The sequence below is a fragment of the Lysinibacillus sphaericus genome, from assembly GCF_001629735.1.
Taxonomy (GTDB): Bacteria; Bacillota; Bacilli; order Bacillales_A; family Planococcaceae; genus Lysinibacillus; species Lysinibacillus pinottii.
In genome coordinates, this window is the sequence record NZ_CP015224.1 from 2207727 (window position 1) to 2221868 (window position 14142).

Annotated in this window: 16 protein-coding genes; 10 read left to right on the plus strand and 6 right to left on the minus strand. The window is 37.2% G+C overall.

Translation table 11 applies throughout. The features are described 5' to 3' along the window. Positions 1–64 precede the first annotated feature (64 nt). Positions 65–1039 carry a PstS family phosphate ABC transporter substrate-binding protein gene (locus tag A2J09_RS10755; RefSeq protein WP_031416968.1) on the minus strand — a complete coding sequence of 325 codons (975 nt, stop codon included), beginning with the start codon at positions 1037–1039 and terminating at the stop codon, positions 65–67. A gap of 562 nt (positions 1040–1601) precedes the next feature. Between A2J09_RS10755 and A2J09_RS10765 the strand changes: the two genes are divergently transcribed. Continuing rightward, on the plus strand, positions 1602–1793 hold the full coding sequence (locus A2J09_RS10765; protein ID WP_012295181.1) for a hypothetical protein: 192 nt from the start codon (positions 1602–1604) through the stop codon (positions 1791–1793). Positions 1794–1849: 56 nt separating this feature from the next. On the opposite strand, the gene A2J09_RS10770 is transcribed toward A2J09_RS10765, so the two are convergent. The 4 genes from A2J09_RS10770 to A2J09_RS10785 all read right to left on the minus strand — a co-directional run bounded on the left by A2J09_RS10770 (position 1850) and on the right by A2J09_RS10785 (position 7252). Next, positions 1850–4054, minus strand: a complete 2205-nt coding sequence (locus A2J09_RS10770) for a peptidoglycan D,D-transpeptidase FtsI family protein (RefSeq protein WP_036162131.1) — start codon at positions 4052–4054, stop codon at positions 1850–1852. A 239-nt stretch (positions 4055–4293) separates the two neighbouring features. Next, complete coding sequence (locus tag A2J09_RS10775) at positions 4294–4899, minus strand: superoxide dismutase (RefSeq protein WP_012295184.1); 606 nt, start codon at positions 4897–4899, stop codon at positions 4294–4296. 174 nt (positions 4900–5073) lie between these two features. Next, positions 5074–5553 (minus strand): DUF456 domain-containing protein, encoded by a 480-nt coding sequence (locus A2J09_RS10780; RefSeq protein WP_012295185.1) that lies wholly within the window; start codon positions 5551–5553, stop codon positions 5074–5076. Between the two features lie 67 nt (positions 5554–5620). Further along, positions 5621–7252, minus strand: coding sequence for a Na/Pi cotransporter family protein (locus tag A2J09_RS10785; protein WP_031416973.1), 1632 nt, complete (start codon positions 7250–7252; stop codon positions 5621–5623). Between the two features lie 194 nt (positions 7253–7446). Here A2J09_RS10785 and A2J09_RS10790 point away from each other — a divergent pair, with 194 nt between their 5' ends. From A2J09_RS10790 to A2J09_RS10805, 4 genes are all read left to right on the plus strand, one after another. Further along, a complete protein-coding gene (locus A2J09_RS10790) occupies positions 7447–7965 on the plus strand; it encodes a DUF1189 family protein (protein ID WP_008178344.1) in 519 nt (172 codons plus the stop codon). A gap of 52 nt (positions 7966–8017) precedes the next feature. Further along, positions 8018–8359, plus strand: a complete 342-nt coding sequence (locus A2J09_RS10795; protein ID WP_012295188.1) for a hypothetical protein — start codon at positions 8018–8020, stop codon at positions 8357–8359. Positions 8360–8456: 97 nt separating this feature from the next. After that, the gene (ispG, locus tag A2J09_RS10800) at positions 8457–9572 is read left to right on the plus strand and encodes a flavodoxin-dependent (E)-4-hydroxy-3-methylbut-2-enyl-diphosphate synthase (RefSeq protein WP_012295189.1); all 1116 of its coding nucleotides are present in this window, start codon (positions 8457–8459) and stop codon (positions 9570–9572) included. A gap of 12 nt (positions 9573–9584) precedes the next feature. Next, positions 9585–10157: a 5' nucleotidase, NT5C type gene (locus A2J09_RS10805; RefSeq protein WP_012295190.1), complete on the plus strand. Its 573-nt coding sequence runs from the start codon at positions 9585–9587 to the stop codon at positions 10155–10157. Between the two features lie 123 nt (positions 10158–10280). On the opposite strand, the gene A2J09_RS24440 is transcribed toward A2J09_RS10805, so the two are convergent. Then, positions 10281–10409 (minus strand): hypothetical protein, encoded by a 129-nt coding sequence (locus A2J09_RS24440; RefSeq protein ID WP_012295191.1) that lies wholly within the window; start codon positions 10407–10409, stop codon positions 10281–10283. A 198-nt stretch (positions 10410–10607) separates the two neighbouring features. Between A2J09_RS24440 and A2J09_RS10810 the strand changes: the two genes are divergently transcribed. The 5 genes from A2J09_RS10810 to A2J09_RS10830 all read left to right on the plus strand — a co-directional run bounded on the left by A2J09_RS10810 (position 10608) and on the right by A2J09_RS10830 (position 14100). Further along, positions 10608–11099, plus strand: a complete 492-nt coding sequence (locus A2J09_RS10810) for a hypothetical protein (RefSeq protein ID WP_206700956.1) — start codon at positions 10608–10610, stop codon at positions 11097–11099. Positions 11100–11261: 162 nt separating this feature from the next. Beyond that, entirely contained in the window at positions 11262–11645 is a 384-nt protein-coding gene (locus A2J09_RS10815) for a MerR family transcriptional regulator (protein WP_080695217.1), read from the plus strand. A gap of 32 nt (positions 11646–11677) precedes the next feature. After that, positions 11678–13018 carry a hemolysin family protein gene (locus A2J09_RS10820; RefSeq protein ID WP_036162133.1) on the plus strand — a complete coding sequence of 447 codons (1341 nt, stop codon included), beginning with the start codon at positions 11678–11680 and terminating at the stop codon, positions 13016–13018. A 99-nt stretch (positions 13019–13117) separates the two neighbouring features. Continuing rightward, positions 13118–13522 carry a hypothetical protein gene (locus A2J09_RS10825; RefSeq protein ID WP_008178358.1) on the plus strand — a complete coding sequence of 135 codons (405 nt, stop codon included), beginning with the start codon at positions 13118–13120 and terminating at the stop codon, positions 13520–13522. A gap of 128 nt (positions 13523–13650) precedes the next feature. Beyond that, positions 13651–14100: a helix-turn-helix transcriptional regulator gene (locus A2J09_RS10830; protein ID WP_031416980.1), complete on the plus strand. Its 450-nt coding sequence runs from the start codon at positions 13651–13653 to the stop codon at positions 14098–14100. Positions 14101–14142: the final 42 nt, after the last annotated feature.

Below are 14142 nucleotides of genomic sequence, written 5' to 3' on the forward strand. Positions count from 1 at the left end.
TGGGAGCTCCTTTCAAATAAGGGAGGGAAAGAGCATACATCTCTTTCCCTCTATGCATGTCTACTTATTTTAAGCCTTCTAAAGTTTTTAAGCCTTCAGTATATTTTTCTTCAGGTAAACGAACATAGCCAACAGCCTCAGCCATATCACCTGCGTTTTCTAATGTAAATTTAATGAAATCATATGCTGCTTCGTTATCTTTCATAGCGCTATTTTTCACATATGTGAAAAGTGGGCGTGAAAGTGGTGTATATTCACCAGCTTCAATTGTTTCATTATTTGGCTCTACACCATTTACTTTAACGATATTTAATTTATCTTTATTTTCTAGATAGTAAGCATAACCGAAGAATCCGATCGCGTTTTTGTCACCTGATACACCTTGAACTAGCATATTATCATCCTCTGATAATGTTGCTGAGCTTACTAGATCAGCTCCATCTAAAATGATTTCATCAAAGTAATCGTATGTGCCTGAATCAGTACCTGGTGAATAGTAAACGATTTTCTCATCTGGCCAAGATGGATCAATGTCCGACCATTTCTTCTCTTTTCCATCTTCAATCCATATCTTTTGTAATTGTTCTACAGTTAAATCTTTCGCCCAATCATTTTCTGGATTCACGACTACTGATAAACCATCATATGCTAGAGCTAGCTCTGTATAATCAATACCAGCTTCTCCTAATTTCGCTTTCTCTTCATCTTTTATATTACGAGATGCATTTGAAAAGTCTGTTTCACCTGCGATGAATTTTTCAAAACCACCACCTGTACCAGAAACCCCTACTGATACTTTGACATCTGGTTGTGCGCCTGCATACTCTTCAACAACTGCCTCAATAATTGGTGCAACTGTTGATGAGCCATCTCCAGCTACAGAGCCTTGTAGCTTTTCATCAGCAGCTTCTTGTCCTGAACTAGCAGGTGCGTTCGTTTCAGTATTGTTTCCATTTTGTGCAGAATCGCTACCACATGCACCTAGCATTAATGCAGAACCCATTACTGCTGTCATCGTTAAGTACTTCCACTTTTTCATCTCATTTGCCTCCGTCATGAACTGTTTTATAGTTATTTGTCTTACAATCTTTACTATAATGACTGAATGTTGAAGTCGTATAAACGGTTCGTAAAAGAGATGTAAAGGAATGTAATGCTTTGTAAACGATTGTAAAGATACATTTACAATTCATTTTCACCTTGCCATGGCTGTGCCCAGATTTTAAATTCATCTACTCTTTTCATTCAAAATCCGCGACGTTCCCCGAAGGATTTCTCCACATACACTGAGTGACTGGATACCCATCGAAAGGGCAAATCCTCTATATATTTCACTCTTCTATATTTGGAGGAGCGCATACTTCTAAATGAAAGAAGTTAAAATTTGCTTCCGATTGGAAAGATGCTATAATAATCAATTGTGTCAGGAAATACTTTATCTTGATTCAGTAAATATTTTTGTACCAACCTCTAAGCTAGGTACAGTCCCTATTTTTAGAAAAGGGAAAGATAAAGCCTTCAGAGGATGTCACAGATTTTCAACGAGAAAATATGGACATTATATGGATAAGGCGTAATGGATGAGGAGTTTTACCTTTGTCATGAAACATGCAAACGTACAAAATGCCGATTATTTTAAAACCTATCTAACTTTGCTTATGGACCATCGCGAATTAACACTACAAGAAGCGATTGATTTTATGCTAGCTTCGTATTTCTATCATAATTTAGAACTGTATGGCGAAAAACCAAGAGAACAATTTGAATTAGCCATCCGACAGTTATCTGCGTGATGCTTACCTTCTTCCAAAAAAATAACCGCTAGGCATCCCAGTGCCTAGCGGTTTTCTTATTCTTGCTCATCCTCACCAATTTTTTCCTCTGTAATAGCTGGTAAAATCGGTTGTTTCACATTATTTTCTGTTACTTTTTCAGCTTCATATTTTGCTTTTAATTCAAAGTATTTGTCTAAAGAACGTCTAGCAATAACATTGTTATTGACTAAATGTTGATTCATATTAGTTGTTGCCCATGGAATAACAACTGCATAAGCAATTTCAGGATTTTCGTACGGCGCAAAGCCAACATGTGTTAATGTAATCGTATTGGTACCAAAATGTTCTCGTAATGGACCATAGTAAACTACCTCTGCAGTACCTGTTTTCCCTGCTGCGGTATAAGGTGCATCACCAAATTGTCTTGTAGCCGTACCATATGATCCAGTATATACACGACGAAGCCCTTGTTTTACATAGTCAATCTCTTCTTTAGGATTATCTATTTGATTGAGGATAGTTGGTCCTATTTCAGTCACTAATTGCCCTAACTCCTTGCCATCCTGTGATGGATCACGTACCTCTTTCACAACATGTGGCTGAATACGATAACCACCGTTAGCAATCGTTGAAATATATTGTGCTAATTGTAAAGGTGTATACGTGTCATACTGACCAATCGCTAAGTCTAATGTTTTACCACCCATTGTTGGACCTGATGGACCACGCACGCCACTAAATTCATTTGGTAAATCAATGCCTGTTTTCACACCTAGCCCAAATTGTGCAAAATTATTGCGCATTTTGGGGAATGTATCATCCTTTAAACGTAATGGCATACCATAGCTGTAAGGTGTTTTATTAATCAATAGTGCAATTTTAAACATATAGGAGTTAGAAGAACGTTCCAGGGCCATTAAATCGTTCATTGGCACATAGCCGCTCCTGTTAAAAATGGAGCTTTTAAAATCCGTACCTGCCAATTTAATCGGTTCATCCCCCATAGAGGTGCCCATTGAGATAACGTCTTGATTGTACCCCGTAAGAACTGTTGCTCCCTTAATAGATGAACCTGCCTCATAAGCTGTCGTAAATGTTCCGTATCCATAATCAACAATTTCACTTTTCCCCGTCTCAGGGTTTTTTTCTATTTTCTTACCAACCATAGATAAGACATCCCCTGTATGAGGGTCCATCATAATTAAAAAGGCACGATCTAATAAATACGATCCAGGAAGAGCTTTTAAATTAAGCAGTTCTTCTTCTACAATCTTCTCAGTTTCAGCCTGTAGCTCACTATCCAGTGATAAAACTAAATCTTTACCTGGCTCACCTTCATAAGTTGTAATAGTATCGACTACCTGCCCTTTTTTATTGGTAATATTTTTGACAACTGTTTTTTGACCTTGGAGTAGTTCTTCATACTGCGCCTCAATATAACTTTCCCCTACTCGATCATTTCGTGAATAATCTCGGGCTAAATAATAATTCAGCTTTTCTTTTGGTATCCCTTTTGTTGGGACAGTTGTACGACCAAGAATCGATAGAGAAGATAGTTTTACGCGTTTCCAATCTGTTGTTGTGTTAACTCCTGGTAGTTCCGTTAAACGCTCGGAGACACGTGCAAATTCATCTGCCGAAACATTTTCACTTTTTATAATTTGAGGTGATAAATTATAACCAGATGTCATCTCCCTAAAGATTGCTAATACTTCTAAATCTTTCTCTGACAATTGCAATAGCTCTTCATTGGTAATGCGTTCACGTACTAGTTTATCAACCTCTGCATTGATTTGACTTGTCGTAATATTTTCTTTCGCTCGAATTTTAGCTTCTTCTGCCTTTGTCACTTTTTCGTAGGCCGCGTCATGATTTTTGATAATCCAAAAATCTTGTTTATCACGCAATGTGACACGATTTGTTGGTTGTTCAATTAATTGTGCCAGCTTTTCAGCTATATTTAGCATTTCATCTGTTGTAGTCGTTTGCATTTTCGTATACGTAATCGCATTTTCTGGGTGATTATCTACTAAAATACGACCGTAACGATCATACATTCTACCCCGAGGCACACTCGTATTGACAGGAACTTCTTCTGTACTCTCTAAAAGTCGTACATACTCTTCCCCTTTCACGATTTGCATATACCCCAGTCTAAAAATCAACATTGAAAATACGATAAATATTGCAAAGAAAAGGATATTCATACGAAATGTTAAATTAGAGTGATGTTTTGCTTTAACACTCGCTGCGCGATTTTTCCCTGGTGCTTTGCGCATATGTATTCCCCTCCTTATCTTTTTTCATTTCAATACACGATACTTAGTATACCATTCGTAGGTTTGACAGGAAAGCATGCACTTGACAATTATTACGGAAAACATCATTTATTTGACGGTATCAAAAGTGGAAAGGTTGCCCTATTTGTTCTATCCATTTCTTTTTCATTTTTATCCAACAAAAAAAGGCTATACCTTAGTGATTTCTCACCTTAGCATAGCCATTTACTATTCAATCATTATTTAGCAGCTTGGAATTTAGCTTCTACTACATCCCAGTTTACTACGTTCCAGAAAGCACCAATATAATCTGGACGACGGTTTTGGTAGTTTAAGTAGTATGCATGCTCCCAAACATCAAGGCCTAGAATTGGTTTTTTACCTTCCATTACTGGAGAGTCTTGGTTTGGAGTTGACGTAACAGCAACTGAGTCACCATCCACGATTAACCATGCCCAACCTGAACCGAAGCGAGTTGTAGCAGCTTTTGCAAATTCTTCTTTGAAAGCATCGAAAGAACCGAATTTCGCATCAATTGCTTTTGCAACTTCGCCAACTGGAGTATTAGAACCGCCTGGAGCGATTACTTCCCAGAATAGTGTATGGTTAGCATGTCCGCCACCGTTGTTGCGTACAGCAGTTTGTTTGTCAGCTGGAAGAGCGTCAAGGTTTGCGATTAAGTCGTTAATGTCTTTTTCTGCAAATTCAGTACCTTCTACTGCTGCGTTTAAGTTAGTTACATAAGTATTGTGGTGTTTAGAATGGTGAATTTCCATAGTTTTTGCATCGATATGTGGCTCTAATGCGTCGTAAGCGTAAGTTAATTGTGGTAATTCGTAAGCCATTGTTAAGTTCCTCCCTAAAATAAGAAATATTTAGTACATCAATAGATTATCAAAATTGGTCAAACCATTCAATGAAAAATACTTCATTTAGAAGATTTCAGCCTTTTGACTGAAAAACCAATACGTTAACTATCTTACCCATTAGCTTGATTCATTAAACCCCACTCGTAGACATTAAATCGCGAAGAAAAATACAATAATCATCACAATTTGAATGACAGCCTTTGCAATAGTAGAAGTTAAAAAGCCTACTAACGAACCAACACCACTTTTCACAGCCTCACTAAATGTTCGTTTCTCCACAATTAATTCGGCTATGACAGCCCCTAAAAATGGGCCAATTAATATTCCAGCCACAGGAATGACGAATGGGCCAAATAATAATCCAATGGTGCTTCCCCACATTCCTGCGCTAGAGCCACCAAACTTTTTAATGCCAAATGCATTTGCCAACGTATCTGCGCCAAATAACAGCACTACAAATAATATTTCAATAATCCAGAACCACCAGCTTAACTCTGCGAAGGAGAAAAATAAGCCATATAGTAGGAATCCTCCGACTAAAAATAAGACACCTGGAATGATCGGATAGACTAAACCAACAAATGAAATAATAAAGCAGGCTACTACTAAAATCCAGCCAACAACTTCCATAAAATTTCTCTCCTTTTATCGTACGTTGTCTTTCATACGGACAAACAAAGTGAAAAGTTTCACTTTGTTAATGGCGTATACCCAAAATAGAGTCTGCAATATTGACCGCATGGTCACCAATACGTTCCAGGTTACTTACAATGTCCATATAGACAATCCCAGCCGCCCCACTGCATTCATTCGTATTCAGACGTGCAATATGTTTCTGACGAAGTTTATCCTCCATATCGTCAATCAAGCTTTCTAGCTCCGTCACCTCTTGAGCTAAACTTAAGCTAGCTGTATCCAAGGCCTCTATACTTTTACGGACAGCCTCAATGGCTAAACTAAACATGCCAATTAAATCTTGTCGTGCCGATTTACTTAGGGTCACTTCATGATGGTCCTTGTATTGTAAAAGCTCTAAGATATTTTCAAAGTGATCACCAATTCGTTCGAAATCTCGTACATTTGTTAATAGTGTATGATGTCTTACTGAGTCTGCACGAGAAAGGGGCTGCTTAGACACCATCACTAAATAATCGGTAATTTCATTATCTAAATGATTAAGGCCAGCCTCTAATTGTAAAACTGTAGGAATATGTTCGGCTTCCCCTGATTTCATATAGAGAAATGTTTCTTCTAAGCCTCGTAAAGCATGTTCACCCATTCGTAATACTTCCTCTTTAGCTTGACCAAGTGCAATTGCTGGGGAGGAATCAATAAAAGATGGATCTAAATGCTTTGTTGTGACATTGATATGACCATCATGTCCTGGTATCAATTTCGTTACTAATGCTGCCAATCCTGCAATAAATGGAAGTTGAATCATCATATTAAGTACATTGAATGAGCCATGGGCAATTGCAATTTGCATACGAGGCTCTAAATGAAATAATTCGCTGACCCATTGAACATAATGCATAAATGGGGTAAAAAAAATCATGAAAATAATCGTACCGATCACATTGAAGAGTACATGTGCTGCGGCTGCCCGTTTCGCATAAATAGAAGCGCCCAGTGACGCTAATACCGCCGTAATCGTCGTTCCGATGTTTTCTCCAAATAAAATCGGTAAGGCATTGTTCAAACCAATCAAATGCTCAGCATATAAGCCTTGAAGCACACCGACTGTGGCCGTAGAGCTTTGTACAAGCAAGGTAAAAACGGTACCTAAAAATATACCTAAAATGGGTTGATTACTTAAATGAAGCGTGAGCGATGCAAAATCTGCCAGTTGATGTAGTGACTGCATACTTGCACTCATTAGCTCTAGCCCTAAAAATAAGCCACCAAAGCCAAACAAAATTTGACCAATATGTTGGTATGTTGCCCTTTTGAGGAAAAATAAAAAGCCTGCCCCGATTGCTAACAAGGGATAAAAATAGATACCGATATCAATGCCAATAATAAATGCTGTAATGGTTGTACCAATATTTGCTCCCATAATTACGCCGATTGCTTGACGTAACGTTAAAAATCCGGCACTCACTAACCCTACAGTGATGACTGTCGTTGCAGAACTTGACTGAATGCAAATGGTTACAAATATGCCTACTAAGACTCCCATGATCGGGTTAGTTGTAAAGCGATTTAACCATTCACGTAATCGATCATCCGCTGATTTCTGAAGCCCATCACCCATAAATTTAATGGAAAATAAAAAGACTCCTAACCCACCTAAAAACTGAAAGAGTATGCTTTGCCAATCTATTGTCAATTATTTTCGCTCCAATTCCTACGTCTCTACTACTCTAATTCTAATCTTTAATTGATTACAAACAAAAAGTAAAGAAATCCTTTAACTTCTTTACATAATGTTAACATTTTATCATTAAGTGTCCCTTCATTCATGCTTCTTTCATACCCTATGCTCTTTGAACATGTTAATATATTGATTGGAGGAGATATAGTATGAAACACTCACAGCTATTTATCGATAGTCTTATTCATCCTAAAAAACTAGCAGCCTATCGTTTACTACCTATCGGAAAAGTTATTCAATATACTTTTCTGCTCATTACCCTTGTAACCGTATTCTCTTTAGGTAGATTTGCAGCAGGTATGTCTGTTGATACGATTGATATGAATAGTTTAAATGGTTTAACTGAATACATAGATGGCATTAAATGGCTCTTATATCCATTCACATTCTTAATGCTTTTTGTCTTTACAACCATGCTGATTTTTGCCCAAATTGCTCTCTATGCTTTAGCCGGTTTATTTATTTTAAAAGTCATGAAACGTCGTGGTGAATACCGTCATATTTGGCGCACAACAACTTTTGCCATCACGTGGGCAACATTATTGTCGATGCTAGCAGAATATTTACCGATTAACAGTACAATTATCTCTGTTTTTTCTTTATTACTGACTATTGTTCTATTAATTGTGGCCTTTACAAAATATCCTAAACAACCAATATCAAAATAATGTGCATGAATCCCCCCTCTTCTAAATATAGTGTAGAAAAGGAGGGGTTTTTTTGCGGGCATTCATCTTAACAGCTATCATTATTGTCATTGCTTTTGTCGTGAAGGTAGATTTAACTGAGGGATCGATCCCACTTGCAGCTTTACAAACAAAAAGTACTAATAGCCAATGTGTACAGCAACGTGAGCCAAATTATATCACCGTACAAACTATTGAAGGAGATACTATTCATAGTTTATTTGCCTTACACCCTGCAAAAGTTCCCATGACATTCCCAGAACGCTTACAATTATTTTACAACTTAAACCCACACTTACAATTACAGGAATTAATTCCTGGTGGAAATATTAAGCTTCCTCTTACGTTTGAATTCGAAAACAAATGTGGAAAATGAAAAGTTAACGTTTCTTCCTTGTCCTTATTTTCTTACACTGCTAAAATAAATGACAGTGACGGCTGAAAATAGTGGCCCGAAAAGGAGAGAAAGTTAAATGAGTGAAATTTGTCACCGTTCAAATACACGTCCTGTACGTGTCGGTAACTTAACAATTGGTGGTAGTAATGAATTATTCATTCAAAGTATGTGTACAACAAAAACACATGATGTAGAAGCAACAGTGGCAGAAATTCTTCGACTTGAAGAAGCAGGCTGTCAAATAGTTCGTGTTGCAGTTCCAGATGAGCGTGCTGCAGATGCAATTGCCGAAATCAAAAAACGTATCCATATTCCATTAGTAGCTGATATTCATTTTGACTATAGATTAGCATTAAAAGCCATTGAAAATGGTATCGATAAAGTACGTATTAACCCTGGTAATATTGGTCGTAAAGAGAAAGTGGAGGCTGTCGTGAATGCAGCTAAAGCAAAAGGTATCCCCATTCGTATTGGGGTAAATGCTGGTTCATTAGAGCGTCATATTTTAGAAAAATACGGCTATCCTACTGCTGATGGTATGGTTGAATCTGCACTTCACCATATTAAAATTTTAGAAGACTTGGACTTCCACGATATTATTGTATCGATGAAGGCATCTGACGTAAATCTTGCCATTGAAGCCTATGAAAAAGCTGCTAAGGCCTTTAATTATCCGCTACATTTAGGTATTACAGAATCAGGAACACTATTTGCTGGTACTGTAAAATCAGCGGCTGGACTTGGTGCCATCCTATCAAAAGGAATTGGTAACACGTTACGTATTTCACTTTCAGCAGACCCTGTTGAGGAAATCAAAGTAGCACGTGAACTATTAAAATCTTTTGGTCTAGCTTCTAATATGGCAACACTAATCTCTTGTCCAACATGTGGGCGCATTGAGATTGATTTAATTTCCATTGCTAATGAAGTAGAAGAATATATTTCTAAATTGAATGTACCTTTAAAAGTAGCGGTGTTAGGCTGTGCGGTAAACGGTCCTGGTGAAGCACGTGAAGCGGATATCGGTATTGCGGGTGCGCGTGGTGAAGGCTTGTTATTCATGAAAGGGAAAACTGTTCGTAAAGTTCCTGAAGAAACAATGGTTGAAGAGTTGAAAAAAGAAATTGATAAATTAGCGGCAGAGATGGAAGAAAAGCGCGCAGCAGAAGAAGTACAAAAAGCGAATGCCTAAGGAGGTACTAGCATGAAAAAGCCCCGCTTTGGTATTGATATTGATGGGACTGTAACATGTCCAAGTACACTCATACCACATATTAATAAACAATATAACGTAAATATTACGCTTGATGATGTTTGTGAGTATGATTTTTTATCGGCCTTTCCTCACCCTGTAGATCGAAGTGCCTTTAATACATGGTTTAAAGAAAATGAGCCTTATATGTACGAAGTGTCAGAAGTAGCAAAAGATGCAAAAAATATTCTAACTGCCTGGCAAAATACGTTTGAGCTCTATTATATATCGGCACGAGGCGAAAATGTAGCAGACATTACGGTAAATTGGTTTGAAAATCAGGCGATTCCTTATGACCATATCGAACTTTTAGGCAGCCATGATAAGTTAGCGGTTGCTAAAAAGCATCATGTAGATGCTTTCTTTGAGGATAAGCATGATAATGCAGTGATGCTGGCAGAGGAGCTAAAAATACCTGTCGTGTTGTTTGATACGCCCTATAACCGTCTTGCTGTTCCTGACAATGTAGTAAGGGTGTATAACTGGCAAGAAGCCAATCAATTCATCACAAATTATTTCAAATAAAATAAAGGAGAGTCGTGTTCAAATAAAGAACACGACTCTTTTATGTGCCTCCTACGATTGGCATAGTTTTGAGCAACCGCCGTTCAAACAAGCTTGTTTGACGGTAGGTCTGCTTATTTTACTCTATACTTCCAAAATTCCCCGTATCCAACGCTCCACAAAGTTTTCAAAGGTAATCCCATAATTATCGTAGACGGCATGATAAACAAAATAAGTTCCTAAACGATCAAGCATTTCATCATTAATTTTCATCACAAACCGCTCCCTTTCTCCTTGGTTTTTACCAAATTTCCATACTTCTATACTTCCCAAATGACGAACAATCGAGTGGAGGTCGCATCGTTGCAAAACCGTCACAATCTACCGCTTTCATGCCCTTTCTTCGTATTTTTCTTTTCGATAAGATAGTAGTAACAACTTGCTAGACTGGAGGGACTACTTGTGAAATGGATGACAAAATTAGCTTGTATGACTTGCATCTGCGCACTACTGACAGGCTGTGGTGGTCGATTATCAGAAATCAAAGATGCAGCTTCTGGCATCAATACAGCGGCAAACTCCGCGGCTAGTGCAGTTAGTCGAGATGTTCATGCCATACGCGCTATAGACATTAACTATAAAGAAACAACTTTTACGGTTAATGACCTATTTAAAACTATTTTACGTGACATACGCTGGGATTATGACCCTGAAAAAAATGAGCTTCATGTGAGAGGCACTTGGCAACCCCCACTATTTTCTGATCAACAATGGAATGATGAGTTGAAAGAAAAACTTGCTGAGTCAGGCATTGTATACGTTACATGTAAAATTATTGATGATAAAATTGATAGCTCTCAAACTACAATCACAGTTATTTTTAATAATGAAAATCTCCTACAAAAAAATGGAGAAGAAGCACTTCATCACCTATATGATACCTATTTAATTTCAACACACTAAAAACGTTTCTGCCAAGAAGACTGGCAGAAGCTTTTTTTATAATAAGTCTTACAATTTTGAAATATTAGGTGCTTTCATTTGAATAAAATAAAACCATCACGTTATAATCAAAGTACAACGTGATGGTTTGGAGGTGTTTGCATTGGGACAGAAAAATTAAAAATTGGCGAGCTTGCTGAAAAAACTGGCATTACAAAACGAACAATCGATTATTATACAAACATAGGCTTATTGGTTGCAGAACGCTCTGCAACAAATTATCGATACTATGATCCCGTCATGATTGAACGACTTCAATTCATTGAACAGCGCAAACAACAAGGGCTTTCACTCGTGGAAATCCAACAGGAATTAAACATCACACCCTATGAAGAAATCGATGTACAAATGCTTCGTTTGAAAATGCAAGATTTAGAGCATGATGTAGCTTCTCTGCTAGAACAAATGAACAAGCAAGATGATAAAAAAATTGAAACCATAAAAAAAAATGTTTCGCCTGAAAGCATTGCATTAATGCAATCCTTACTTTTACTTATTCATAATTAGGAGGTGACGTTCTGTTTTTACAGAACGACTATTTGGATACCATAATAAACTTATCGATTTTTACCATTTTAATAGCTTTAACAGGTTTTTTCGTGGCAACAGAATTTGCCATTGTAAAGGTTCGTTCCTCAAGACTTGATCAGCTTATTGCAGAGGGCCATAAAAAAGCCATTGCTGCCAAGCAAGTGGTCAATCATTTAGATGAATATTTATCTGCCTGTCAATTAGGGATTACAGTAACAGCTCTTGGTATCGGTATGGTTGGTGAAAAAACGTTTGAATTTATGCTGCACCCTCTTTTCGAAATGATCGGTATTTCAGATAAATATATGACCATCTTTACCATTGGTACAGCCTTTGCAATCGCTACATTTTTACATGTCGTTGTCGGTGAATTAGCCCCGAAAACAGCAGCTATTCAAAAAGCAGAAACAATTACCCTTCTTTTCGCAAAGCCAATCATGTTTTTCTACAAAATCATGTACCCATTCATTTGGTTCTTGAACGGCTCTGCACGCGTTTTGATTGGTTTATTCGGTATGAAGCCTGCAAGTGAGCATGAGCTTTCCCATACGGAGGAAGAACTACGACTATTACTGTCTGAAAGCTTTAAAAGTGGTGAAATCAATAAAACAGAGCTTAAATATGTAAATAACGTCTTTGAGTTTGACGAACGTATTGCTCGTGAAATCATGGTTCCTCGAACAGAAATTGTTGGGATTGAACGAAATGACTCGTTTACAACTATCATCCATCATTTTGCCGCTGAAAAATATACACGTTACCCTATTTATGAGGGCGACCGTGACAATATTTTAGGGTTTATCAATGCCAAGGAATTGTTTACGCACGGTTTACTTGAACAGCTTACAGATGAGACATTAGTCATCGAAGATTTTATTAATCCAGTTATTCGAGTGATTGAAACAATCCCTATTCAAGAATTACTTGTACGAATGCAAAAAGAACGTATTCATATGGCTATTTTAATGGATGAATATGGTGGGACATCTGGTCTGGTAACTGTTGAAGATATATTAGAAGAGATTGTTGGTGAAATTCGAGATGAATTTGACGATGATGAAATTGCAGATATTCGAAAAATCACAGAAAACCATTATATATTAAATGCTAAAATGCTTGTTGAAGATGTTGAAAATCTACTAAATATAACATTAGAATCTGAGGAAGTTGAAACTTTAGGTGGCTGGTTCTTATCTGTGAATAATGGCATAAAAGCATCCACTAATATTGAGCTTGCCTCTTATATCTTCAGTATCTATGAACAACAAGGACATCAGATACATTATATCGAGGTTCGACCTCTACGAATTAGTGCACCGACACCTGTCATTACAAAGGCACAGCTATAGCCCTATTATCTTAAAACCATATTTTCTCCATTCCATTATTAGCCATTTCAAGCTATAATGAATATAGGAATATGATTCTAGTTTCAGGGGGCTATACACATGACATTGTTTAAACTATATCATTCAGATGGTATACACATTATTACAGACGTAAAAAAACATAAAACAAATATTGAATTAAAAACAATTACAGGTGAAGTATTATATATTATCGTCGTAACAGATGAAAACTACACAGTGTACGACGATCGTTTTGCAGGTGCCTCTAAGCAGTTAAATTCTGTAGAAGCATTTGATATTGATGGCAGTTTCCGTAGCCTAGATTTCGATAATATGCGCGCTTTATTTAAAGAAGCCTTTACAAAGCTATTACAACAAATCGCTGAGTGCGTCCAAAGTAAAGACGAGCTAGTTGATATTGACACACTCCGCCATAAAGTAAGTGCACAAATAAAAGGCATCCATTTTCGTGTCATTTCTGATACGAAAAAATATGAAATTTAACCTCTCACAGACTGTTTATTTTGGACAGTCTGTTTTCTTTTCCCGTTCCTTTCTAGTGGAAACAAAAACACGCTTCTTGACTTTCATGTATAATGGGACATAACAATCTGAAAAAAGGGGTGTTTAGAATGAATCGTGAACAATTAATCACACTCATTTCAGAAAAACTGAAATTAATCCGTACTGAAAGAGCTTTTACTCAGGATCAAATGAGTGACTTACTTGGACTATCCAAAAAAACACTTGTCCAAATTGAAAAGGGGCGTATACAGGCTGGATGGACAACTACTGTTGCCGTATGTACTTTGTTTCGTGACAGTACGATTTTGCAGCATGAACTCGGTGGAGATCCATTAGAGGTAGTGGATTTAATCGCGAATAATGGAACATTACAGCCTAAAGATAAAACAATGGGTGGATACATATGGTGGAAAAATATACATGAGCAAGGAGGGTTTCGACTACAACAAAATATCATTAGCCTTCATTTCCGCATTTTAGACAACAATAATTTTCGTTTAATCTCAACATTTGATGAACAAGTAGCAAAACAAGCATGGGAAAAGCTACAGATGTAACTCTACCGCCATCTACTAGACTCTAGCATAACAGTAGAAGCA

Excerpts from the sequence above, each read along its gene's own strand:
- A2J09_RS10755 (WP_031416968.1), bottom strand. The coding sequence starts at position 1,039 with ATGAAAAAGTGGAAGTACTTAACGATGACAGCAGTAATGGGTTCTGCA.
- A2J09_RS10765 (WP_012295181.1), top strand. The coding sequence starts at position 1,602 with ATGAAACATGCAAACGTACAAAATGCCGATTATTTTAAAACCTATCTA.
- A2J09_RS10770 (WP_036162131.1), bottom strand. The coding sequence starts at position 4,054 with ATGCGCAAAGCACCAGGGAAAAATCGCGCAGCGAGTGTTAAAGCAAAA.
- A2J09_RS10775 (WP_012295184.1), bottom strand. The coding sequence starts at position 4,899 with ATGGCTTACGAATTACCACAATTAACTTACGCTTACGACGCATTAGAG.
- A2J09_RS10780 (WP_012295185.1), bottom strand. The coding sequence starts at position 5,553 with ATGGAAGTTGTTGGCTGGATTTTAGTAGTAGCCTGCTTTATTATTTCA.
- A2J09_RS10790 (WP_008178344.1), top strand. The coding sequence starts at position 7,447 with ATGAAACACTCACAGCTATTTATCGATAGTCTTATTCATCCTAAAAAA.
- ispG (WP_012295189.1), top strand. The coding sequence starts at position 8,457 with ATGAGTGAAATTTGTCACCGTTCAAATACACGTCCTGTACGTGTCGGT.
- A2J09_RS10805 (WP_012295190.1), top strand. The coding sequence starts at position 9,585 with ATGAAAAAGCCCCGCTTTGGTATTGATATTGATGGGACTGTAACATGT.
- A2J09_RS24440 (WP_012295191.1), bottom strand. The coding sequence starts at position 10,409 with ATGAAAATTAATGATGAAATGCTTGATCGTTTAGGAACTTATTTTGTT.
- A2J09_RS10810 (WP_206700956.1), top strand. The coding sequence starts at position 10,608 with ATGACAAAATTAGCTTGTATGACTTGCATCTGCGCACTACTGACAGGC.
- A2J09_RS10825 (WP_008178358.1), top strand. The coding sequence starts at position 13,118 with ATGACATTGTTTAAACTATATCATTCAGATGGTATACACATTATTACA.
- A2J09_RS10830 (WP_031416980.1), top strand. The coding sequence starts at position 13,651 with ATGAATCGTGAACAATTAATCACACTCATTTCAGAAAAACTGAAATTA.